The 22,839-nt window shown below is 67.9% G+C and carries 19 protein-coding genes; 13 read left to right on the top strand and 6 right to left on the bottom strand.

Going from position 1 to position 22,839, the window contains the following annotated elements:
* Positions 1 to 45: 45 nt before the first annotated feature.
* The 6 genes from FBY39_RS04045 to FBY39_RS04020 all read left to right on the top strand — a co-directional run bounded on the left by FBY39_RS04045 (position 46) and on the right by FBY39_RS04020 (position 4,895).
* Positions 46 to 564 (top strand): R3H domain-containing nucleic acid-binding protein, encoded by a 519-nt coding sequence (locus FBY39_RS04045; RefSeq protein WP_141930397.1) that lies wholly within the window; start codon positions 46 to 48, stop codon positions 562 to 564.
* A 24-nt stretch (positions 565 to 588) separates the two neighbouring features.
* A complete protein-coding gene (gene rsmG, locus FBY39_RS04040; protein ID WP_141930395.1) occupies positions 589 to 1,224 on the top strand; it encodes a 16S rRNA (guanine(527)-N(7))-methyltransferase RsmG in 636 nt (211 codons plus the stop codon).
* A 680-nt stretch (positions 1,225 to 1,904) separates the two neighbouring features.
* Positions 1,905 to 2,204, top strand: coding sequence for a GIY-YIG nuclease family protein (locus tag FBY39_RS04035; protein WP_141930393.1), 300 nt, complete (start codon positions 1,905 to 1,907; stop codon positions 2,202 to 2,204).
* Positions 2,205 to 2,614: 410 nt separating this feature from the next.
* The gene (locus FBY39_RS04030) at positions 2,615 to 3,520 is read left to right on the top strand and encodes a ParA family protein (RefSeq protein WP_186336916.1); all 906 of its coding nucleotides are present in this window, start codon (positions 2,615 to 2,617) and stop codon (positions 3,518 to 3,520) included.
* Entirely contained in the window at positions 3,520 to 4,497 is a 978-nt protein-coding gene (locus FBY39_RS04025; RefSeq protein WP_141930389.1) for a ParB/RepB/Spo0J family partition protein, read from the top strand. The genes FBY39_RS04030 and FBY39_RS04025 overlap by 1 nt, the downstream gene beginning before the upstream one ends.
* 68 nt (positions 4,498 to 4,565) lie before the next feature.
* Positions 4,566 to 4,895, top strand: coding sequence for a tryptophan synthase subunit alpha (locus FBY39_RS04020; protein ID WP_396652296.1), 330 nt, complete (start codon positions 4,566 to 4,568; stop codon positions 4,893 to 4,895).
* A 57-nt stretch (positions 4,896 to 4,952) separates the two neighbouring features.
* Here FBY39_RS04020 and trxA read toward each other — a convergent pair whose 3' ends face one another.
* The 4 genes from trxA to FBY39_RS16355 all read right to left on the bottom strand — a co-directional run bounded on the left by trxA (position 4,953) and on the right by FBY39_RS16355 (position 10,155).
* Positions 4,953 to 5,276, bottom strand: a complete 324-nt coding sequence (gene trxA / locus FBY39_RS04015; RefSeq protein ID WP_141930385.1) for a thioredoxin — start codon at positions 5,274 to 5,276, stop codon at positions 4,953 to 4,955.
* Between the two features lie 65 nt (positions 5,277 to 5,341).
* Positions 5,342 to 6,328, bottom strand: a complete 987-nt coding sequence (gene trxB / locus FBY39_RS04010) for a thioredoxin-disulfide reductase (RefSeq protein ID WP_141930383.1) — start codon at positions 6,326 to 6,328, stop codon at positions 5,342 to 5,344.
* 93 nt (positions 6,329 to 6,421) lie between these two features.
* Positions 6,422 to 8,026 carry a murein biosynthesis integral membrane protein MurJ gene (murJ, locus tag FBY39_RS04005; RefSeq protein ID WP_141930381.1) on the bottom strand — a complete coding sequence of 535 codons (1,605 nt, stop codon included), beginning with the start codon at positions 8,024 to 8,026 and terminating at the stop codon, positions 6,422 to 6,424.
* On the bottom strand, positions 8,023 to 10,155 hold the full coding sequence (locus tag FBY39_RS16355; protein ID WP_160132923.1) for a DUF6049 family protein: 2,133 nt from the start codon (positions 10,153 to 10,155) through the stop codon (positions 8,023 to 8,025). Before FBY39_RS16355 ends, murJ begins: the two co-directional genes overlap by 4 nt.
* Before the next feature lie 101 nt (positions 10,156 to 10,256).
* Between FBY39_RS16355 and FBY39_RS03995 the strand changes: the two genes are divergently transcribed.
* A complete protein-coding gene (locus FBY39_RS03995) occupies positions 10,257 to 11,786 on the top strand; it encodes a methyltransferase (RefSeq protein WP_260837429.1) in 1,530 nt (509 codons plus the stop codon).
* A gap of 58 nt (positions 11,787 to 11,844) precedes the next feature.
* Positions 11,845 to 13,272, top strand: coding sequence for a CCA tRNA nucleotidyltransferase (locus tag FBY39_RS03990; protein WP_141930377.1), 1,428 nt, complete (start codon positions 11,845 to 11,847; stop codon positions 13,270 to 13,272).
* Between the two features lies 1 nt (position 13,273).
* Here FBY39_RS03990 and FBY39_RS03985 read toward each other — a convergent pair whose 3' ends face one another.
* Positions 13,274 to 13,924, bottom strand: a complete 651-nt coding sequence (locus tag FBY39_RS03985) for an FMN-dependent NADH-azoreductase (RefSeq protein ID WP_141930375.1) — start codon at positions 13,922 to 13,924, stop codon at positions 13,274 to 13,276.
* A gap of 78 nt (positions 13,925 to 14,002) precedes the next feature.
* Between FBY39_RS03985 and FBY39_RS03980 the strand changes: the two genes are divergently transcribed.
* The 5 genes from FBY39_RS03980 to FBY39_RS03960 all read left to right on the top strand — a co-directional run bounded on the left by FBY39_RS03980 (position 14,003) and on the right by FBY39_RS03960 (position 21,580).
* Positions 14,003 to 14,338 (top strand): helix-turn-helix domain-containing protein, encoded by a 336-nt coding sequence (locus FBY39_RS03980; RefSeq protein WP_141930373.1) that lies wholly within the window; start codon positions 14,003 to 14,005, stop codon positions 14,336 to 14,338.
* Between the two features lie 231 nt (positions 14,339 to 14,569).
* Positions 14,570 to 17,704 carry a M14 family zinc carboxypeptidase gene (locus FBY39_RS03975; RefSeq protein WP_260837428.1) on the top strand — a complete coding sequence of 1,045 codons (3,135 nt, stop codon included), beginning with the start codon at positions 14,570 to 14,572 and terminating at the stop codon, positions 17,702 to 17,704.
* Between the two features lie 195 nt (positions 17,705 to 17,899).
* On the top strand, positions 17,900 to 19,225 hold the full coding sequence (locus FBY39_RS03970) for a GAF domain-containing protein (RefSeq protein WP_141930370.1): 1,326 nt from the start codon (positions 17,900 to 17,902) through the stop codon (positions 19,223 to 19,225).
* A 173-nt stretch (positions 19,226 to 19,398) separates the two neighbouring features.
* A complete protein-coding gene (locus tag FBY39_RS03965) occupies positions 19,399 to 20,946 on the top strand; it encodes an aldehyde dehydrogenase family protein (protein WP_141930368.1) in 1,548 nt (515 codons plus the stop codon).
* Positions 20,947 to 21,190: 244 nt separating this feature from the next.
* Positions 21,191 to 21,580, top strand: a complete 390-nt coding sequence (locus tag FBY39_RS03960) for a DUF779 domain-containing protein (RefSeq protein ID WP_141930366.1) — start codon at positions 21,191 to 21,193, stop codon at positions 21,578 to 21,580.
* Positions 21,581 to 21,604: 24 nt separating this feature from the next.
* Here FBY39_RS03960 and FBY39_RS03955 read toward each other — a convergent pair whose 3' ends face one another.
* Complete coding sequence (locus FBY39_RS03955; RefSeq protein ID WP_141933874.1) at positions 21,605 to 22,762, bottom strand: hypothetical protein; 1,158 nt, start codon at positions 22,760 to 22,762, stop codon at positions 21,605 to 21,607.
* Between the last annotated feature and the right edge of the window lie 77 nt (positions 22,763 to 22,839).

The following is a 22,839-nucleotide window of genomic DNA, read 5'->3' as shown; positions in this document are numbered from 1 at the left end:
CTGGCCCGCGACATCCCCCGAATCATCAGTGACTAGAGGACAGATATGAGCACGACCCACGATGTGGACACGACGGACCAGCGCCCCGAGCGCGAGGTCGCGACTGTCGAGCAGCTCGAGCAGGAGGGTGATTTCGCCGCGGACTTCATCGAGGGTCTGCTCGATATCGCCGATATCGACGGTGATCTGACACTCGATGTTCGTGGTGGACGCGCGTACGTCTCTGTCGAGCCACCGGAAGATGGTTCTGTCGACCTGCTCGCGAACCCGGATACGGTCCAGGCGCTGCAGGAACTGACTCGCATCGCCGTGCAGACGAAGAGTGGTCGCTTCTCCCGTCTCATCCTCGACGTGGGCGGGTCACGCGACACGCGCCAGCGCCAGCTGGAGGTTCTCGTCGATCGTGCAATCGAGCGGATCAAGGAAGGCGCGTCGCAGGCCTCCCTGCCTGCGATGTCGAGTTACGAGCGGAAGCTCGTCCACGACGTTGTCGCTGACCGTGGATACGTGTCGGAGTCATACGGCGAAGGTGCTGACCGGCACACGGTCATTCGTCGCGCGTGACGTTTCACGTGAAACACTTCGAACGTGGCTGAGGCTCTTCCGTCGATCGAAGACGAACCGGATGTTGCATCCATCATCTTCGGCGACCAGATCGAGCGAGCGCGGGCGTTCGCGCGTGCGCTGGGACGACATGGCGAAGAGCGTGGGCTCATCGGCCCCCTCGAACCCGCCCGCCTGTGGACGCGACACATCCTCAATAGTGCTGTCGTCGCACCTCTCTTCTCTGGCCGCGTTGCCGATATCGGCTCTGGTGCGGGATTGCCGGGGCTCGTCCTCGCAATCGCTCGTCCCGACGTCGAGTTCGTGTTGATCGAACCCATGGAACGCCGTGTGGCTTGGCTGTCCGAGCAAGCCGAAGACCTTTCCCTGGACAATGTCGAGATTGTGCGGATGCGCGGCGAGGAGTGGACGGGTGGTCCGGTCTTCGACGCAGTCACGGCCCGCGCGGTGAGCGCGCTACGGACACTCGTGCCCATCACAGCTCCTCTAGTTCGCGACGGAGGTGAGCTGATCCTGCTGAAGGGCGCGTCTGTCGCGGCCGAGATCGAGAATGCCGAAAAGCAGCTTCGCCGTTTCAAGGTCACTGATGCCCGAGTAGAGATCGTCGGAGCAGATCTGCTGGCCGAACCCACTCGCGTCTTCCGCGCCACCGTCCGCTGACGCTCCATCCGTCCGGCCGGATTTCTCGAGGCCGGTCCGGCCTTCCCGATCGCGAGGCCTTCCCGGTGGCTCTCGATACGGTGGCTCCTCCGCCTCTCCGGTGGTCGAGTAGCGCGAAGCGCGTATCGAGACCCGCGCGTGGATCCGGCGAGTGTTTCACGTGAAACGGTGCGTGGACATGGGTTCGTATTTCGATACGGCGGCTGTGCCGCCTACTCGATCAGCGGGACGTTACCGGTGGTCGAGTAGCGCGGAGCGCGTATCGAGACCTGCGCGGGGCTCGTGGGGCGATCTCGATACGGCGGCTGCGCCGCCTACTCGATCAGCGGGACGTCACCGGTGGTCGAGTAGCGCGCAGCGCGTATCGAGACTTGCGTGGAGCCGGCGGGTGGATTTCGATACGGCGGCGGTGCCGCCTACTCGATCAGCGGGACGTTACCGGTGGTCGAGTAGCGCGCAGCGCGTATCGAGACCTGCGCGGGGCTCGCGCGGGGGATCTCGATACGGCGGCTGTGCGCCTACTCGATCAGCGGGACGTTACCGGTGGTCGAGTAGCGCGTAGCGCGTATCGAGACCCTCCCACCGATGCCTCCTCCCCAACTCATCGGTTCAGTGCAGTTCCCCCCAGTTTGCGCAGGAATGGGCTCCCTCCACTGGTCTTCGCGGCAACACTCGTTGGTATGCCGTACATGTACATCCTCGAGTGCCGTGATCGTTCGCTCTACGTGGGAAGCACGCTCGATCTGCAACGACGACTGAATCAACATCAAGCGGGTGAGGGTTCGCTGTACACACGCTCCCGCCTCCCGGTTCGGCTTCTCTATAGCGAGGAGTTCTTGAGGGTTGATGACGCCTATCGCCGTGAGAAGCAAGTGCAGGGATGGGGTCGAGCGAAGCGGCTCGCGCTGGTGAAGGGGCGTCCGGAGCTACTCGCTCCACTGGCTCGAAAGCGGTGGAGCGACACGTCGGAACCTTGGTAGCGCGCGGGGCGGGGGATCTCGATACGGCGGCTGTGCCGCCTACTCGATCAGCGGGAATGCTAACAGTGGTCGAGGAGCGCGGGAGCGTTTCTCGTGGAACGGTGCGAGGACGTGGGTTGGGATCTCGATACGGCGGCTGTGCCGCCTACTCGATCAGCGGGAATGCTAACAGTGGTCGAGGAGCGCGGGAGTGTTTCACGTGAAACGGTGCGTGGGACGAGGGATCTCGATACGGCGGCTGTGCCGCCTACTCGATCAGCGGGGGCGCTGTCGGGGGTTCAGGAGCGCGGAGCGGGCATCGAGGCCTGCGAGGGGAAGCGGGGTCGGTGGCCGCGGGTAGAGTAGAAGATGACGTCCGACGAAATGCAGGAGAGCCGTTTCACGTGGAACATCCTGAAGAACCGGTGGCGGTGTCATCTCCTTCTTTCGAGGACTCGCCCATCGCCCGCGAACTCGCGGACCTCTCCGCCCGACGACGCGCGCTAGAGAGTGCAGACGTCGAGCTGTCGGGACGGACGCGCGTGCTGACTGTCTCGAATCAGAAGGGCGGCGTGGGAAAGACCACGACGACCGTGAATCTCGCAGCCGCGCTGGCATCCGTCGGGGCCCGTGTGCTCGTGATCGATCTCGACCCGCAGGGGAATGCCTCAACAGCGCTCGGAGTCCCCCACACCGCCGACATTCCCAGCATCTACGACGTCTTGATCGACGATTTCCCTCTCACTGACATCATTCAGACGAGCCCAGAGTCACCGAATCTGCTCTGCGCCCCGAGCACGATCCACCTTGCGGGTGCCGAGATCGAGCTCGTCTCGCAGGTCGCACGGGAACACCGCCTGCGCACCGCGCTCGACGCGTATCTCGACAGCGGAGAGCATCATCTCGACTATGTGCTGATCGACTGCCCGCCGTCCCTCGGACTCCTGACGATCAACGCCTTCGCGGCGGCCACAGAGTTGTTGATCCCCATCCAGTGCGAGTACTACGCGCTGGAAGGACTGAGCCAACTCCTCGGCACGGTCGGAATGATCCAGAAGCACCTCAATCCGCGTCTTCACCTCTCCACGATCATGCTCACGATGTACGACGGGCGCACGCGCCTCGCGCAGCAAGTGGCTGAGGAGGTGCGGGAGCACTTCCCGAACGAGGTGCTGGCAACGGTCATTCCCCGATCAGTGCGCGTATCAGAAGCGCCGAGTTTCGGGCAGACGGTCATCGCCTACGATGGGCAGTCGGCCGGCGCCGTCGCCTATCGCGAGGCCGCTGTCGAGATCATCCGGCGCGAGAGTGCGCCGCAGAACGAAGGACACTCCTGATGGCCAAGCGCACAGGTCTAGGCCGTGGAATCGGCGCCCTCATCCCGACGAGCGAGACGACGGAGGCGCGACCCGCGGACGTCTTCTTCTCCCGGAGCGAGAGCGACGCCTCAGGCACGGATGCTACAGCGACCGAGTCGGCCGCACCGGTCGAAGACCTCGTCGCGGTCCCCGGTGCCCGGCTCGTGCACATCGATCCGCACACGATCGTGCCGAATCCGCGCCAGCCCCGCACCAACTTCGATGCTGACGACCTCGCCGAGCTCGTTCACAGCGTGCGCGAGTTCGGTGTCCTCCAGCCGGTCGTCGTCCGCGACACAGGGGAGGGGACGTACGAGCTCATCATGGGTGAGCGCCGGACCCGAGCCGCGCGCGAGGCAGGACTCGACTCCATCCCCGCGGTGGTTCGCGAGACGTCCGACGAGAACCTGCTCCGTGACGCACTGCTCGAGAACCTGCACCGATCGCAGCTCAACCCCCTCGAAGAGGCGTCGGCCTATCAGCAGCTGCTCGAAGATTTCGGCATCACTCAAGAGGAACTCGCGAGCCGTATCGGTCGATCACGTCCGCAGATCAGCAATACCATCCGACTCCTCAAGCTCCCGGTTCCGGTGCAGCAGCGAGTCGCCGCGGGTGTGCTGTCCGCGGGTCACGCCCGAGCCATCCTGTCGCTCGAGGATGTCGATGCCATGCAGCGCCTGGCCGACAAGATCGTCAACGAAGACCTCTCGGTGCGCGCCGCGGAGGCCGCGTCGAAGGCGCCGGATGCCGGTGGCACTCGAGCTCCGAAGCCGCAGCCGGGCGCACGCCGCGCGCACCTCGACGACGTCGCCGAACGGCTCGGGGATCGGCTCAACACCCGCGTTCGCATCGCTCTGACGGCGAGAAAAGGCCAGATCAGCATCGACTTCGCAAGCATCCAGGATCTCAATCGGATTCTCGACGAGATCGGCGAAACGGGCTACGGATCGGCGTGAACCCCGTCGCGATCGGAGCCCGAGCGTCGCGATCGTCGTACGCTGGAATGGTGACGAACGACGACCGGATGCCGCGGCGGCGAGCCAGCCTCGAGCTGCTCCGCGCCGAAGCGACGGACGAACTCTCCGTCTTGATCGCGGAGCGCTTGCGAGCCGGTGAAGACCCCTGGGACTTCATGGAGGACCTCCCCACGGTCGACGAACTCGTGGTCTTCACGTTGCGCGCAGAGAACATCGCGGCGAACGGTGGTTCGCGGCCGACGGCTTCGCGCCACTACCGCGTCCTACGGCAGATCTCGCTCGACTATCCCGAGCTGACCGAAGCCGTCTGGCGTCTGCTCGGTGAAGCGAATACCCATCGTCGGTGGGACGCGACGGTCCGGGTCGACGCCTCCTGAACAACAGAAAGCCCCGCTGACCAGGAAAAAGTCAGCGGGGCGAAATCTGTGGTCGGATCAGCCGATGTATGCGGCGAGGTCCTTCTCGAGAGCGTACTTCGGCTTGGCGCCGATGATGGTTGTCTCGACCTGGCCCTTGTTGAACACCTTCATCGCGGGGATGGAGGTGATCTGGTACTTCATCGCGAGGTCGGGGTTCTCGTCGACGTTGAGCTTCAGGACCGTGATCTTCTCGGGGTTCTCGGCCTGGATCTCATCGAGCACAGGCGCGACCATGCGACACGGTCCGCACCACGCAGCCCAGAAGTCCACGAGCACGGGTCCCTCAGCCTGGAGCACGTCTTGCTCCCACGTGGCCGAAGTTGTCGCCTTGGCAGTCATGTCAGTCTCCTTCGTTGGGTAGTCTCTGCAGATCCGAACGCGGAATGCACTCGGATTGTTCCTCGTCAGGCGGCGTCGACCTCGGGGAGCCCGTCGATCTCGGCCGCGTCGGGAGCCGGCTCGCCGGCCTCACCGAGGGCGGCGAGATAGTGCTCGACGTCCAGTGCGGCGACGGTTCCACTGCCAGCAGCGGTGACGGCCTGACGGTAGGTGGGGTCGATGACGTCGCCCGCGGCGAAGACACCCGGCACCGACGTGCGCGACGAGCGACCGTCGACCCAGACCGTGCCTTCGGGCGTCAGATCGAGCTTGCCGTGGACGAGATGCGTGCGCGGGTCGTTGCCGATCGCGACGAAAAGCCCGTCGACAGCGAGTTCACGCTCGGAGCCGTCGACCGTGTCGCGCAGAACGAGACCCGAAACGGCGTCCTCACCCGTGACATCGATGACCTCGCTGTTCCACACGAACTCGATCTTCTCGTTGTTGAACGCGCGCTCCTGCATGATCTTCGACGCACGCAGCTCGTCGCGGCGGTGGATGACATAGACCTTGGAGGCGAACTTCGTGAGGAACGTCGCCTCCTCCATCGCCGAGTCTCCGCCGCCGACGACCGCGATGACGCGCTCGCGGAAGAAGAAGCCGTCACACGTCGCGCAGTACGACACTCCACGGCCGGAGAGGCGTTCTTCGCCCTCGATACCGATCTTGCGGTGCGCGGATCCCGTCGCGAAGACAAGGGAGGATGCCTCGTGGACGGCGCCGGAGCCGAGCGTCACGCGCTTGACGGGTCCGTCGAGGTCGAGCGAGACGACGTCGTCGTAGAGCACCTCGGTGCCGAAGCGCTCGGCCTGCTCTTGCATCTTGGTCATCAGGTCGGGACCCATGATCGCTTCGGGGAAGCCGGGGAAGTTCTCGACCTCGGTCGTGTTCATGAGCTCACCGCCGGCCTCGACCGAGCTTGCGATCACGAGCGGCTCGAGGTTGGCGCGCGCCGCGTAGATCGCCGCCGTATACCCCGCAGGGCCCGAGCCGATGATGATGGTGTGACGCACGAGAACTCCTTTTCGATTGCGGTTGCTCCAGCATCCGCTGTCTTCCTTAACACATGGTAATCGCGGGGCATTCCGCGGCCCGGGGCCTGCGTGTCAACCCCGACCAGGGAGCATCCGTCGCACCAGCGCCATGACGGGACTGAGCTCGGGAGCGCGCAGAAGAGCGAGGACGCCGAGATAGACCGCGAACGCGACGGCACCGATGATCGCGGTTCCGATCGCGCCGAAGAGCTTGTCGGAGACCGTCCACCCGTCGACGCCTCCGAGGAGCTCGAAGGTGAGCCATCCCGCTGCCGCGGCGGGGAGGGCGGCGACGATGAACCGCGCGTACGCGACGAACCACGAACGGATCCCGAGGCTTCCGAGCCGGCGACGGAGGAGCACCGTTGCGATGACAACCTGCACGAGTGTCGCGAACGATTGCCCGAGCGCGACGCCTGCCGCGAGCTGGTCGAGGGGGAGGAACGCCTGCGCCGCGAGGATGAGTCCGACGAACAGGACGCACTGCACGACCGTGAAGATGAACGGGGTCCGAGTGTCGTCGTACGCGTAGAAAGCGCGCTGCACGACGAACAGGATCGAGAGGGGAATGAGTCCGAGAAGGTAGGCCACAAGCACGGGCGCGGCGTCGACGGCGTGGTCGTCGCTGTTGACGAAGACGCGTGTCGCGGGGACTGCGGCGACGATGAGCGCGGCGGCGGCGATCGTGATGAGCATCCCCGTCACACGGATGCTTGCCGAGAGGTCTGTCTTCACTTCGTCGTGGCGGCCGCCCTGCGCGTGTTCGGCGAGCCGCGTGAAGTAGGGCGTACCGATCGAGACGACGATGACGGAATAGGGGAGCATGAAGACGAGCCACGCGTTGGCCATGGCGAACGCGGAGGCGCCATCACCCGACGCATCCGACACGACCTGCGTCTGGACGATGCCCGCGGCGGTGCGGACGAGAACCATCGCGAACGTCCAGCCTGCGAGCCGTCCGACGTCGCCGAGGCCGACACCGCGCCAGCGGAAGTCCGGCCGCAGGTGCAGGCCGGTTCGCCGCCAGAACAGCAGCAGCACGAGTGCCTGCACGATGATGCCGCCCGTGGCGGTGGCGCCGAGGGCGGCGATCATCCCGGACGTCCAGTCCATCACGTCGGTCAGGTCGGTGCCGAAGAAGATCCCGATGAGGCCGAACCCGATGATGGAGACGACGTTGTTGACGATGGGGGCCCACGTGAACGGTCCGTAGACCTTGCGGGCGTTGAGCGCCTCGCCCATGAGGGCGTACATGCCGTAGAAGAAGATCTGCGGCAGGCACCAGTAGGCGATCGCCGTCGCCAAGGCCTTCTGATCGGGGCTGAACCTCGGAGCGAAGAGCTCGACGAGGAGTGGGGCGCACACGGTGGCGACGGCGGCCGTGATGAGCAGTACGACGGTGCCCAGCGTGAAGAGCTTCGAGATGAAGGTGCGGCCCTCGTCGGCGTGCGCACTGGCCTTGACGATCTGGGGCACGATGACGGCGGTGAGCAGGCCGTACGAGATGATCTCGTAGATCGTGTTGGGGAGCTGATTGGCGACGGTGAACGCGTCACCCGCGCGACTCGCGAAGGCTCCGAGCACCGTGACGAGCACGATGGTGCGGATGAGACCCGTCAAGCGTGACGCGATGGTTCCCGCACCGATCAGGATGCTCGCGCGTCCGACCCCGCTCACGTCGGATCCTCCGGGGTCGTCGGGGCGTCGGCATCCTCATCGTTCGGCGCGCGACGGCGGGCGCGCGCGCGGAACACCGTCCGGAGGATCCCGAGCAGGAGGAGGCCGCCGACGAGGACCGACAGGACGACGATGCCGACGGTTTCCCATTCGGCGCGCACGTTGATGTCGACGGACTGGGCAGGTCCGATCCCGACGAATGACGGGCTCCGCAGTTGCAGGCCGAGCGTCACTTCACCGTTCCCGACGCGGGCCTCGACGGGCACTTCGACGCGCGTGTTGCTCTGTGGTGTCGCCACGATCTCGTTGGCGCGGCGCACCCCGAGGCGCAGGTCGTCCGGCGTTGCATAGAGCACGAGATTGACGGCGTACGGCAGGTCGTTGCGCACCGTGAAGGGAAGCCCGGCGCCCGCGGCGAACAGGTTGATGGTCGTGGGTGGCAGGAGGGCGACGGAGTCGAGGGTCTCCTGCGTGTCAATACGGTGCTCCGCGACAGCGCTTCTCGCGTCATCCGGCCGGGTGGCCCACCCCACGGCGAGCAGCTGCAGGATGCGGGCGCGCTCGGGTCCCGTGAGGAGAGTGGGGTCGTCGAGGATCGTCGCGAAGCTCGCGATCGCGCCTTCGTCGCCGAAGAGGGCCTGGGCATCCGCAACGCGTTCCTCGGGTGCCGCGGCGTCCGCGATCGTGACGTCGCGCGGAGTCCCCGCGGACAGTGTTGAAAGGGAGTGCGTCGTGGCCCCGGGGTACTCGGCCGCCGCGGCGATGGCGGTCTGGAGACCGATGTACGACCGATCGGTACCTCTGTCGATCGCCGCGAGGATGGGCGATTCGCCGGCCTCGATGCTCGCGAACGACAGGTATCCGCTCGCTGCGGCCAGGGGGGCGGCCCGGAGCGCCGATTCACCGACGGATGACGCGGCGGTCAGTGCGCGCGAAACGTCGGCGTCGTACACCAGCACGCCCGCGTCGCCCGCGACGGCTCGCGCGCCTCCCGTCGACGCGGACGTCGAGGGCACGAGGGTGAGCGGCGCGTCTTCGCTGGAGACGGCGCCGAGGGCCGCGACGGCCGCCGGTGTCACCGAGGCCACGGCGGGCCAGTAGACCGCGTCGCGCGACGCCTCCGTGTCGAGGAGGTCCGCGAGCGGCGGGAACGGGGACGTCTCGGAGGCCGCGGGGGGAGTCGAGGTCGCCGTGGGGGTCGGTGTCGGGGTCGCGGGGAAGTCGGCGACGCGGAGGTAGGAGTCGAGCGAGAGCGGTCCGACGGGCTGCGCGAGACCGGCCTCGACCTGGACGGCGGGATCGGCGTCGCCGAACTGCAGCGAGAACCGCGTGTTCGGCATCGACTCGAGGCGCTCGAGCCAGACCCTCGCGGAGGCGGGTGCAGCGGTTCCGAGCACACGGATCGCGGCGACGATCGCAGGATCCACCGCGAGGATCGCGCTCGTGAGCTCGACACCGTCGAGCTGTGTCGTCAGTTCGCCGTCTTCGCCCGTCAGGACCGCGAGCTCCTCCGACGTGAGGAGTCCTTCCGTGATGGGGTCGGCCGTGATCGGTACGACGACTCCGACGCCGAATGGCTGGTCGCCACGGGGCACGACGATGACGCTCGTCGATCGGACGGGACCGTCGTCGGAGGTGTAGGTCGCGACGATCGGGTACACACCGGGCGTGAGTGCCGTGAGGATCGGCGCGTCCTGGGGCACCAGGATCGAGGCGGTCCGGGTTTCGCCGGGCGCGACGGGATCGATCGATGCCGAGCCCGCGGGCTGCAGGTCGACTCCCGCGACATCCCCGGCCAACCACGCGGTGAGGCGACCGCGGTCGGCGAGCGCGCTCGTTCCGAGCTCGAGGCTCACGTCGGTGCGGGCGACGGTGAGGGCCGTCCCGTTCTCGAGCGTCACCGACGTGGTGAGCGCTTCGCCAGGAGTGAGGATGCCGTTGCGGATCGGTGCGAGCGTGAACTCCGTCGTTCCCGTCGACACGTCTGCCGTGGGTGTCGGGGAGGGGGTGACGGATGCCGCGGCAGCTCCCCCCGCAAGTCCCGTCGCGAGCGCCGACGCCGCCAGGATCGCGAGGAGCCGCGAGGCGAGGCGCCGACGCGTGGTCGTTCGCAGCGGGGGCACGGTCATGGTTCTGGTTCTTCGCTCCTGTGCGATGGGCGACCGCACTCGTCGGCGATTCTACGGTCCGACTCTCTGAGCATGCCGACGGCCCGCGGTTGAATGGTGCGGTGACCGATCGCCCTCTGCCGTGCCCCGACGCGTCCCTCTGCCTGTCTCTCGCTGCCGATCTGCGAGCGGCGGACTTCACGTCGCGCGCCCTGCGGGAGGCGTGGGGTGACACGGCCGACCGTGCGCTGGCTCACGGGCTTCCCTCGCCCGCGCGCCGTGCGCTCGACGGCCGCGACGACCCGCTCGCCGTTGTCGGGCGTCTCCTCGTGCTCGGGATGCCGCAGTCCGCGGCATCCGTCGATCTCGCTCTGCCGCGCACAGGATCCGAGGGGCTCGAGGCGCTGGGACTCGTCCGCCGCGACGACGTCGTCGTTCCTCAGGCGCTCGTGCGGCCCCAGTCCTTCGCCGACGCGCACGGTGAAGGCGAATGGTGGATCGCGAGTGACCTCGACGAGTCCGCGCTCGGCGGTCCCCTGCCCGAGGATCACGTGCTCGGGGTGGGTGGGGCCTCCCTGACCCTCGCATCGCTCCAGGTCCCGACTCGCGCAGCCCGCGGCCTGGATATCGGCACGGGGTGCGGAATACAGGCGCTGCGAGCGCGGCGCGACGTCGGCCGGGTGGTGGCGACCGACGTCTCGCAGCGAGCTCTGCGGTTCACGCAACTGAACGCCCTCCTCAACGGGATCGACGGGATCGAGACGCGCCACGGGAGCCTTTTCGACCCGGTGCGCGGTGAAGTCTTCGACCGCATCGCGTCGAACCCCCCGTTCGTCATCACCCCGCGTGTCGCGGGCGTGCCGCACTACGAGTACCGGGACGGCGGATTCGCGGGCGACGATCTCGTCGCGCGTGTCGTGGCGGATGTCGGGAGGCACCTCGCACCGGGCGGGATCGCCCAACTGCTCGGCAATTGGGAGAGCCGCGGGGGCCTCGACGGACTCGACCGCGTCCGCGAGTGGGTGGCCGGATCCGAGGTTCCGCTCGATGCGTGGGTCATCGAGCGCGATCTGCTCGACCCGCTGGCGTACGCCGAGCTCTGGGTTCGCGACGGCGGCACGCTGCCGGGGACGCCGGGCTTCGCGGCGCTCATCGACGCGTGGCTCGACGACTTCGCCTCCCGCGACGTCACGGCCATCGGCTTCGGCTACATCCTTCTCCGGCGGCCCGAGTCCGGTGGGCCGACCCTGTCGCGATACGAACGGATGCCGCAGTCGCTCCCCGAAGGTGGACTCGGCGATCATCTGGCTCACGCGCTCGCCGACCACGATCGGCTGGAGGTGCTGGACGACGAAGGGCTCGCGGCATCCGTCCTCCTCGTCTCACCCGATGTGACCGAGGCCCGCCACCAGCTCCCCGGCGCCGAGGCGCCGACCGTCATCGAACTCCGGCAGGGGGGTGGGCTCGCCCGCTCGCTGTCGGTCGATCCGGGCCTGGCAGCGCTCGTCGGCGCGTGCGACGGCGATCTCACGGTGGGAGTCCTCGTCGACGCGATCGCCCACCTGCTCGAGGTCGACGCGGGAGCGCTGCGCGACGACCTGCTGCCGCGCGCGCGCGAGCTCCTCTTCACGGGGTTCCTGCGTTTCGCATAGTCCGGGCGGGCCACCGCCCGCACACGGGCGCCCGGCTCTGCTCGGTAGGCTCGACGTCATGCTCAACATGGCCGAGGGCATCGCGCGCCTCGGCGCGCTCGCCGAGTCACCCGTCGTCGCGACGCTCGCTCACGCGTTCGCCGATGCGGGCTTCGACCTCGCGATCGTCGGCGGGCCCGTGCGCGACGCGCTGCTCGGCCGGGTGACGAACGACCTCGACTTCACGACCGATGCCCGGCCCGACGACATCCTGCGCATCGTGAAGCCGATCTCGACGGCGCACTGGGACATCGGGCGCGCATTCGGCACGATCGGGGCGAAGGTAGCGGGCGAACAGGTCGAGATCACGACTTACCGGGCCGACAGCTACGACGGCGTCACCCGCAAGCCCACCGTCGAGTTCGGCGACACGATCGAGGGCGACCTCGTGCGCCGGGATTTCACCGTCAATGCGATGGCGCTGCGCGTTCCGGCGCGAACGCTCGTCGATCCGACGGGGGGAGTCGAGGACCTCGTCCGCGGCGTGCTGCGGACCCCCGCCGACCCGCGGATCAGCTTCGGCGATGATCCTCTTCGGATGCTGCGGGCCGCACGCTTCTCGTCGCAGCTCGAGTTCGAGGTCGACCCGCCGACGGTCACGGCGATAGCGGAACTGCGATCGACCCTCGCGATCGTGAGTCCCGAGAGGGTCCAGGCGGAGCTCGTGCGCCTCCTCCAGACGCGCGATCCGCTGCGTGGCATCCGTCTGCTCGTCGAGACGGGTCTCATGGAGGAGTTCCTGCCCGAAGTGCCCGCGCTGCGGCTCGAAGTCGACGAGCACCACCATCACAAGGACGTCTACGAGCATTCGCTCACGGTGCTGCGGCAGGCGATCGAGCTGGAGCAGACGCGGCATCCCGGTTCGGGCCCCGATGTGCCCTTGCGATTGGCAGCTCTCCTCCACGACATCGGCAAGCCCGCGACGCGGCGGCTGGAACCCGGCGGCGGGGTGACGTTCCACCACCACGACGTCAAGGGTGCGCGCCTGGCCCGCAAGCGCCTGCAGGCTCTGCGGTTCGACTCCGACACGATCGGGAGCGTCACGCAGCTCATCGAGCAGCACCTGCGGTTCTTCGGGTACGCCGAGGGGGCATGGACCGACTCGGCCGTGCGGCGCTATGTGCGCGACGCCGGAGACGAACTCGAGCGGCTGCACATCCTCACACGCGCCGACGTGACGACCCGCAATCGCCGGAAGGCGGCGCGCCTCGCGGGGGCCTACGACGATATCGAACGGCGGATCGACGAGCTCGCGGCGCAAGAGGAGCTCAACTCGATCCGCCCGGAGATCGACGGCAACCGCATCCAGGAGATTCTGGGCGTCAAGCCGGGCAGGGTGGTCGGTGAGGCGTATCGGTTCCTGCTGGACCTCCGCCTCGACGAGGGCATCCTCGGCCCCGACGAGGCGGAACGCCGCCTGCGCGAGTGGTGGGCGGCGCGCGGCTGAGTCAGGCGGAGCGGCGCAGCGCCGCGATCTCCTGTCCGTAGCGGCGCGCGTCCGCCTCGGCGCCCTGCTTGAGCACCGAGGCCGCGTCGGCGAACGAATCCAGCGCGGGATTGACGCCCACGAGGGTGAACGGCCGTTCGACGACGCGCAGATCGAGTCCCCAGACATCGGCGAGCACACGGCGGAGCCACGCGGTGGAGTGGTCCCAGCCTTCCTTCGGCGTGCCAGGAGCGTAGTTGCCCCCGAGGACCGTGACGAGCGTCGCGGGCTTTCCACGCAGCGCCGTTCCCTGCGGATCGATGCGCGGGTCTGTGTAGGCGAGATCGAACCAGGTCTTGAAGTGCTGCGAGACGCCGTAGTTATAGAGGGGTACGGCGAACAAGAGCGCCTCGGCGGACACGAGTTCCTCGGCGATCGTCGTCGCGAGGGTGCGCGCGGCGCGCTGCCGTTCGGTGCGGTCGGCATCCTCGACGAACCCGGAGGTCACGACGTCGGCCCACGCTGTCGCCGGCACGGGCTCGAGGGAGAGGTCGCGTCGCACGATCGACGCGGCCGGATGCGCGGTGACCCACTCCGCCTCGACGAGGTCGGCGAGCGACCGGCTGGCGGACGTCGCGGGGAGGATGCTGGCATCGAGACGGAAGAGGGACATGACGCTCCGATCGTGAAAGAAGAGTCGCTATGAAAAGCAAAGCGGCTCTGGTGAGAGTAGCACGGGTACGATGGAGCGGTGGCCGACATCGACGAGCAGCGCAGCGCGTGCGACGCTGCGGTGACGCTCGCGTTCTCGGTACTCGGCAAGCGCTGGAACGGCATGATCGTGTCGGCCCTCGGCACGGCGGCGGCGACATTCGTGGGTCTGCGTCGGGCCGTTCCCGGCATCAGCGACGCCGTGCTGTCGGATCGCCTTGCCGAACTCGCCCACGCGGGCATCGTCGTGCGTTCGGTCGAGCCGGGGCCGCCCGTCGGCGTGTCGTACCGTCTTTCCGAAGCGGGCGAGAGGCTCCTCCCCATCCTCGACCAGCTGGGCGCATGGGCATCGGAGAACCTCGAGCCCGCGACCTGACCGCCGCTTCGACGCGCATGATGCACACGGGATGAAATCGATGTCGGGCACTCTGCCCCGTCGCCGCGTCATCTGTTCGTAATTTTGGGGCTGGTCCTCGTAACACGCCCTTCGATACTGTGGCGAGAAATCCGAACCCGGATGCCGGTGAGGAATGATCCTCGCCGGCACACGTCGCGGCGACACACCCGTGCTCCATCGCGCCGTCCGATCCCCCCGAACGGAGTTCCCGTGCTCAGACGCACAATCGCAGGACTCGGCGCGTGCGCCGTGGTCCTGACGACGGCACTCGTGGCGACGCCCGCCACCGCCGCCGTCGAACCGCCCGCCCTCGACATCGTGCGGCCCGCATCGCCGTACATCCAGATGCCGACGCAGTACCCGACGCAGCCCGAGCTGACGGTCTTCCCCGATCTGCCCACCGACGCATCGATCGCCCGTGGCGTCATGCCGTACGACGAGATCGCCCCCTTCATCAACGACCTGATGGACGAGAGCGACCGCGTTTCCGCGCAGGTCGTCGGAAAGTCCTTCCAGGGCCGTGACATCTACCTCGTGACCGTGACCGAGCCCGAGACGGCCGCCGAGGTCGCGCAGCAGACGGCGTGGCGCAACAAGGTCAAGTACGAGCCGGCTGCCGCGGCATCCGATGAGGCTCTCCAGGCCGGCTACAAGGTGCCGATCTGGTACAACGGCAACATCCACGGCAACGAGTGGGAGGGCACCGACGCGACCCTCAACTACATCGAGGATCTCGCGACGAGCACCGACCCCGCCATCGGCGAGCTCCTGTCCGACAACCGCCTCTACTTCACCGTCACCAACAACCCCGACGGTCGTGCTCTCGGCCAGCGCGGAACGGTCAACGGCTACGACCCGAACCGCGACCTCATCACGGGTGCGACGGCCGAGGCCATGATCGTGCGCGACCTCGCGAGCGTCCTGCAGCCGACCTACTTCATCGACCTGCACGGATACACCAACGTGCTCCAGGTCGAGCCCTGTGGTCCCCCGCACGGTGAGAACTACGAGTACGACCTGTTCGTGCCGCACGCCTACGCGACAGCCCTCGAGATCGAGAAGAACGTCGTCGCCGCGAACATCCCCGGAAACACGTACCTCAACCGCGAGACCGGCGCCACGACGACGACCAACACAGGCTTCATCAAGATCCCCTACCGCGACATCCGTGCGGGCTGGGATGACTGGCCCCCGATCTTCGCTCCGCAGTACGTCGCGTACCAGGGCGCCGTCACCAACACCGTCGAGCTGCCCCTCGGCCGCAGCGGTGACCAGCCGGCTCGCGCGAAGATCAACATCGAGGTCGCCGAGATCGTCATCGACACGGTGTCGGACTACGTCCAGGAGCACCGCGGTGCGCTTCTCGAGAACCAGATCGAGATCTTCCGTCGCGGTCTCGCCGGTGAGCCGAGCGTCGTCATCCCCGCCGACATCTCCGCAGAAGACCTCGCACCCGGCGTCCCGACCGAATGGGTCGAGATCTGGAACGAGGCCGACGTCTACAACGCGGAGTACCCGCGTGCCTACGTCATCCCGGCCGACGACACGCAGCGCTCGACGTCTGACGCCGAAACGCTCGTGCAGGCGCTCCTCGTGAACGACATCGAGGTCGACAAGACCACGGCTCCGTTCACGGTGGGCGACGTGACGTACCCCGCCGGGTCGTACTACGTCGACATGCACCAGCCGCTGCGCGGCCTCGCCAACGTCCTTCTCGATGAGGGAAGCGACATCTCCGAGCGCGTGCCCGACATGTACGACATCTCCGCGTGGAGCCTCGCGCTCCTGTGGGGTGCCGACGTGGTCTCGATCGGTTCGACGACGGATGCCGCTCCCACGACCGCTCTCGAGACGGTCACGGATGCGTCGCTCACGGGGTCCATCCCCGCGGCGGGAACGTACCTGTCCTTCGAGCCGCGCGGTCTCGCCGATTACCAGGCGGTCAACGAACTGCTCGGTGAGGGCGTCGCGCTGTCGCAGCTCGCTGACGGAACGATCATCCTCGGACCGGATGCCGCGACGTACGCCGCCGCGACGGCCGTCGCCGACATCTACGGCGTCGACTTCGTCGCGACCGACGGTCTCGCGCTCGCCTACGAGGAATCGACGGCGCTCAAGCCAGTCAAGGTCGGCTACGTCGGCTCGGCCGACGTCGTGGACGCCCTCACCAAGATGGGCTTCCGTGACCTGCAGCCCGTCACGAGCGCGACGATCACGTCGGGCGCCGTCGACCTGTCGACGGTGGATGTCCTGTACGTGGGCGGAAACCTCACCTTCTCGGCGGCGCAGGCTGCCGGTCGGGCCGCGGTCGAGGCCTACCTCGCAACGGGCAAGCCCGTCGTGGGTGTCGGCTCCGCCGCCGCGACGTTCGTGAACGGCTTCGGCATCACGACCGCCTCGACGACGTCGGGCACGAGCGGATCGAACGGCATCAGCCGGGTCGACACGCCCGCGGACGGCGTCCTGGGCGACTACCCGCAGGACACCGTCTTCGGATCGCCGTTCTCGTGGTTCTCGAACCTCGGACCCAACGCGGTCGTCGAGCAGTCCTACGCCGCGTCGGACCCGTTCGTTTCGGGCCACTGGGCTGCGTCGGCGGGTCGTTCGCAGGCCGATGCCGCGGGCAAGCCGTCCGCGTTCTCGGCGGTCGGACCGACCGGGTCGAAGGCCTTCGTCTTCGGCTCGACGCCGACGTACCGCAACCACCCGGTCGGCGCATTCAGCGACATCGCCCGCGCGATCCACTGGGGTGCCCTCGAGGGAACGCCCGTGCCCGTCCCGGCCGACAAGATCAAGCCGGTCGCGACGCTCGTGGCGCCGACGACGGCTGGTCCCTTCCCGGTCCTGAACATCCAGGTCGATGCCACCGACGACCGCGGCCTCAACCGCGTCGTCGCGAACATCTACAAGGACGGAAAGCTGGTCAAGTCGACCCAGACGGCGGCGAACGGAGCCAAGGCGGCGACGCACACGGCATCCGTGACTCTGCCCGACGGTGCGTACACGGTGAAGTACAACGCGTCGGACCTCGCGGGCAACGTCGCGCAGACGGGAACGTTCGCGTTCTCGATCGATGCGACCAAGCCCTCCGCGACGGTCAAGGACGGGTCGTCGTTCACGGTGAAGACGGGTGAGTCGTACGACATGATCTCGTTCAAGCTGTACGACGCGCAGAAGATCGACAAGGTGACGCTGAACGGCAAGGTCAAGGACCTGTCGAACAACCAGTGGTCCGATGTCAACTTCATCAAGCCGCCGACGTTCGGTGCCGTGCAGGGCCTGAACACCCTCGTCGTCTACGACGTCGCGGGCAACACCCAGACCTACACGTTCACACTGAACTGACCTTCTGGTCGCAGAGGGGTCCGGGCCGCTGGCTCGGGCCCCTCTTCATTTCTGTCGAGACTCCGGGTTGTCGCCCAGAGACCCCGTTGTTGCGCGCACGTAACGGGGTGGGTCGGCGACAACCCGGAGTCTCGACGAAAAGAGGAGGGGCGGACCTACACTGGTCGCAGGCTCCTCGATGTCGATCGGAGCAGCATGCCGTCGTCCTGGTCTGTGCGACGCGACGCCTCGCCCGAGGACTCGCGCCTGCTGATCGAGCGCGCGCACGACGAGCTGCTCGCGGGCAATGCGAGCGACCACCGGCTGCTCGACGTCCGGGCCCTCGTCCGCGAGTCGTGGCGCCGATCGCTCGCCTCGCTCGTCGGTGCCGAAGGGCTTCCGCCGCTCGAGCTCGGCGACGACGCGCTCGACGCCTACCGCCGTGAGCATCCCCTCGCGAGCACGATCGAGATGATCCGGACGCTCCTCCTCCCCGGCGGCGCCGATGACTCCGGTGTCGTCGTGGCGGTGGGGGATGCCGCGGGCCGACTGCTCTGGGTAGAGGGAGACCGCGGCATCCGGAACCTGACCGGCGACATGGGTTTCGTCCCCGGAACGAACTGGTCGGAGGAGGCCATCGGCACGTCGGCCCCGGGGACGGCGATCGCCGTGGGCCGTTCGGTGCAGATCCGGGGCGCGGAGCACTTCAATCGGCTCGTGCAGCCGTGGTCCTGCACGGCGGCGCCCGTCCACGACCCCGAAACGCGCCGGCTCCTCGGAGTCATCGACGTCACGGGAGGCGCGGAGGCCGTGACGCCCCAGGCGCAGCTGCTCGTCGACGCGACGGCACGCGCGATCGAAGGGGAGCTGCTCGTGTCCCGGCTGCGTGCACGGGCCAGCACGCCGCCGCGCCGGCGGACCCCTCGTCGTGTCGAGTCCGCGCGCGCGACGCTCCGCGTCCTCGGTCGTGACCGCGCTCTCCTCGAGCTCGCGGGCACCGAGGTCGAGACGGTGACAGAGCTCGGCACGCGGCACGCCGAGATCCTCCTCATGCTCGCCGTGCACCGCCAGGGTCTGTCGGCAGAGCGCCTGGGCGAGCTCGTCTACGGGGATGCCGCGGCCGTCGACACCCTGCGACCCGAACTCGTGCGACTCCGCAGGGTCCTCGAGAAGTCCGCGCCGCAGCTCGTACCGGCATCCCGCCCCTACCGCCTCACCGCCGCGCTCGAGACCGACGCGCACCACGTGCTGTCGCTCCTCGACCGGGGCGCCCACCGCGTCGCGCTCGCCGCCTACCGCGGGGAGGTCCTCCCCGACTCGACCGCGCCGGGCGTCGAGGAGTTCCGCGACACCGTGCGCACGGGCCTTCGCGAGGCGCTCATGGCCGAGGCATCCGTCGACGTCCTGCTGGCGTTCGCCGAGACGGACGCCGCGTCCGACGACATCGACCTGCTGCGGCTGTGTCTCTCGATGCTGCCGCCGCGCTCGCCGAAGCGCGCGGGTCTCGTGGCGCGGATCGAGCGGCTCGATGCCGCGGACTGACGCGCAGTACTGAGGAGATCGGCGTTCGCGAGGGCCTTCGCGCGGCATCCGTCCTCAGCATCGCGGATCCCCTCAGGTGTGCGGCATGCGGATGCAACAGGATGCAACGTTCCGCCGCCTACCGTCGACGCATCGCGACGAGGGATGTCGCGCCAGCGTCGAAGGAGACCAGCATGACCATCGTGGAAGAGGGCGTATCCAGCGTCTACGCAGCGCCGGGACAGCGCGGAGCCGTTGCCGAGTACCGCTCCCGGTACGGCCACTACATCGGCGGCGAGTTCGTCGAGCCCGTCAAGGGGCAGTACTTCGAGAACATCACCCCGGTCACGGGGAAGCCCTTCACCGAGGTCGGGCGGGGCACAGTGGAGGACATCGACCGCGCCGTCGACGTCGCGTGGAAGGCCTTCGAGTCGTGGAAGCGGACGAGCCCGACCGAGCGCGCCAACATCCTCAACAAGATCGCCGATCGGATCGAAGCGAATCTCGAACGGATCGCCGTCGCCGAGACGTGGGAGAACGGAAAGCCCGTCCGCGAGACCCTCGCCGCCGACATTCCGCTCGCGGTCGACCACTTCCGCTACTTCGCGGGCGTGCTCCGTGCACAGGAGGGATCGCTCAGCCAGCTCGACGAAGAGACCGTCGCGTACCACTTCCACGAGCCGCTCGGAGTCGTCGGGCAGATCATCCCCTGGAACTTCCCGATCCTCATGGCGACGTGGAAGCTCGCCCCCGCGCTCGCCGCCGGCAACTGCGTCGTCATGAAGCCCGCCGAGCAGACGCCGGCGTCGATCCTCTTCCTCTTCGACATCATCGGCGACCTGTTGCCGGCGGGCGTCGTCAACATCGTCAACGGCTTCGGTATCGAGGCGGGTGCGCCGCTCGCTCAGCACAAGCGCATCCGCAAGGTCGCCTTCACGGGTGAGACCACGACGGGCCGCCTGATCATGCAGTACGCGTCGCAGAACCTCATCCCCGTGACCCTCGAGCTGGGGGGCAAGTCGGCGAACGTCTTCTTCGAAGACGTTGCGCGCGACAACGACGACTACTACGACAAGGCGCTCGAGGGGTTCACGTTCTTCGCGCTCAATCAGGGCGAGGTCTGCACGTGCCCCTCGCGCGCCCTCATCCAGCGGTCGATCTACGATCGGTTCCTCGGCGACGGTCTCGACCGCGTCTCGAAGATCGTGCAGGGGAACCCGCTCGACCCCGCGACGATGATCGGCGCACAGGCATCCAACGATCAGCTCGAGAAGATCCTGTCGTACATCGACATCGGCAAGCAGGGTGGTGCGAAGCTGCTCGCGGGCGGCGAGCGCGTCGACCTCGGGGGCGAGCTGTCGGGCGGCTACTACGTCGCCCCGACGGTCTTCGAGGGAACGAACGACATGCGGATCTTCCAGGAGGAGATCTTCGGGCCGGTCGTCTCGGTGACGTCGTTCGACGACTTCGACGACGCCATCTCGATCGCCAACGACACCCTGTACGGACTCGGCGCCGGCGTCTGGAGCCGCTTGGGTGACACGGCGTACCGTGCCGGACGCGCGATCGAAGCCGGCCGTGTGTGGACGAACACGTACCACCAGTACCCCGCGCACGCGGCCTTCGGCGGATACAAGCAGTCCGGCATCGGCCGCGAGAACCACCTGAAGATGCTCGAGCACTACCAGCAGACGAAGAACCTCCTCGTCTCGTACGCGGAAGGTCCCATGGGCTTCTTCTGAGCGGCGCGGACCTTCCCGGGGCGCCGGGCTCGCGGCATCCGCCACCGGGCCCGCCGCCGTCGCCGGCGAGACCGCACCTCGCGGCCGAGACTGCACGCGCACGCCGCAGTCTCGGCCGGAGGATGCAGTCTCGGCGAGGGGAGCGTGCTCGGCGAGGGGGCGGGGCGCGGGGGCGGGCGCGGGGCGGTCGTGCGGGCGGGCGTGCGGGCGGGCGTGGGGGATGAGAGACAGGACGGAGAGGGCCATGGATCACACGGACACCCACAGCCGGGTGGCGGTGACGGATGCCGCGGCGGCGCTGCTGCGCGAGCTCACGGCGCAGCACGGACCGCTCATGTTCCACCAGTCGGGCGGATGCTGCGACGGGAGCGCACCCATGTGCTACCCCGTCGGCATGTTCCTCACGGGCCCGTCGGACGTGCACCTCGGCACCCTTGACGTCGGACTCGACGACCCCATCGAGGTCTTCATCTCGGAGGCGCAGTTCGAGTACTGGAAGTACACGCACCTCACGATCGACGTCGTGCCCGGCCGCGGTGCGGGGTTCTCGGTCGAGGGTCCGACGGGGATGCGTTTCCTCATCCGTTCGCGCATGCTCGACGACGCCGAACTGACCGCCTTCGGCCTCCGCTGACCACGCTCCCCGGCGGCGCCGGGCTCAGGGACCGAACGCCGCGAACAACAGGCCAAGGAACTGCGGAAGCACCCACGCGGCGACCACGACGGCTCCGACGACGATCGCCCACCACGGGATGCCGCGACGCAATCGCCGTCCGGGGGCCGCGACTCCGGGCGGTGGCCGCAGCGCTTCCACGGGCGCGACGAACGGGACGCCCTGTTCGCCGGCGGGGAGCGCCGCGGCCGCACGGCGCTCGGACTCGAGGCGTTCGTCGCGCCAGCGTTCCCACTGCGCGAGCTTGTCGAGGAGCGCGCCGACGACGGAGAAGAGCCACGCCCACACGGCGGGGTTGAGCGTCGAGAAGTCGGTCTTGGCGTACAGGAAGAGCCAGTCGTCGACGATCTCGACGTCGAGGGCCGCGGCGTTGTCGATGAAGCGCGCCATGATGTCGGGCGTGAAGAGATAGAGGGCGTCGCGCTCGTATCCCTTGGGGCACGAGAGCGTGAAGTAGCGGTCGAAGTCGCCCTCGAGGCTCAGCCGCTGATCCTTGCCGAACGACACGGGCAGGTTGGAGCCGAAGAAGCTGTTGTTGCCGAGGGCGTCGAGCACGATGTGCGGCAGCGGCACGTCGAGCTTGACCGCGACGTAGCCCCATTCGTGGGTCGTCGAGTTCTTGCCCGAACCCGTCGTGAAGCGGTAGTTGGCGAACTCGACGAACCGCGGGCTCGTGCCACGCACCAGGTCGAGCGATTGGCGAGACGAGCCGATGTCGAAGATCATCCCCGGAAGGCTGGGGTTCGAGATCCCCGGGAGGTACGTCATGCCGTTGGCCCGGGCGAAGCGGTCGAGGCGGTAGCGGCGGACCCCGCTTCCTCTGACGGCGCGCACCACGACGAACCCGATGAGCGTCAGAATGCCGGCGAAGACGAGGAAGAGGACGAACCCGATGAGCAGGAGGAGCCATGCCGGCGCCCCCGACGAGCCGATCGCCGACAGCACGACCGCGCCGAATGTGCCGAACATCGTGAGGACGACGCCTCCGACGAAGACACCGACGACGATGCCGATGACGGTCGCGGCAGACGTGCTCCCGAGCATCCCGTTGGCACGCAAGTGGCGGGTGAAAGCCTGAACGGCGGCACGGTCGACCGGCTCGGTGAGAGGCCGCGCGTCGAACGGCGTGGCTGATCGTGGCATCCCGCTCATGCATCCCCCTCTCGTGCACGACCACGCTACCGGGAGGCAGAATCGACGAAGGGATGCCGCACCTCGGC

This window comes from Microbacterium sp. SLBN-146, assembly GCF_006715145.1.
Lineage (GTDB): Bacteria > Actinomycetota > Actinomycetes > Actinomycetales > Microbacteriaceae > Microbacterium.
This window is presented reverse-complemented; position numbering and strand designations above follow the sequence as displayed.

Coding starts and splice junctions, on each gene's coding strand:
- FBY39_RS16355 (WP_160132923.1), bottom strand. CDS start 10,155: ATGACCGTGCCCCCGCTGCGAACGACCACGCGTCGGCGCCTCGCCTCG.
- FBY39_RS04045 (WP_141930397.1), top strand. CDS start 46: ATGAGCACGACCCACGATGTGGACACGACGGACCAGCGCCCCGAGCGC.
- FBY39_RS04035 (WP_141930393.1), top strand. CDS start 1,905: ATGCCGTACATGTACATCCTCGAGTGCCGTGATCGTTCGCTCTACGTG.
- FBY39_RS03965 (WP_141930368.1), top strand. CDS start 19,399: ATGACCATCGTGGAAGAGGGCGTATCCAGCGTCTACGCAGCGCCGGGA.
- FBY39_RS03985 (WP_141930375.1), bottom strand. CDS start 13,924: ATGTCCCTCTTCCGTCTCGATGCCAGCATCCTCCCCGCGACGTCCGCC.
- FBY39_RS04025 (WP_141930389.1), top strand. CDS start 3,520: ATGGCCAAGCGCACAGGTCTAGGCCGTGGAATCGGCGCCCTCATCCCG.
- FBY39_RS03970 (WP_141930370.1), top strand. CDS start 17,900: ATGCCGTCGTCCTGGTCTGTGCGACGCGACGCCTCGCCCGAGGACTCG.
- FBY39_RS03955 (WP_141933874.1), bottom strand. CDS start 22,762: ATGCCACGATCAGCCACGCCGTTCGACGCGCGGCCTCTCACCGAGCCG.
- FBY39_RS03960 (WP_141930366.1), top strand. CDS start 21,191: ATGGATCACACGGACACCCACAGCCGGGTGGCGGTGACGGATGCCGCG.
- trxA (WP_141930385.1), bottom strand. CDS start 5,276: ATGACTGCCAAGGCGACAACTTCGGCCACGTGGGAGCAAGACGTGCTC.
- FBY39_RS04020 (WP_396652296.1), top strand. CDS start 4,566: ATGCCGCGGCGGCGAGCCAGCCTCGAGCTGCTCCGCGCCGAAGCGACG.
- FBY39_RS03990 (WP_141930377.1), top strand. CDS start 11,845: ATGCTCAACATGGCCGAGGGCATCGCGCGCCTCGGCGCGCTCGCCGAG.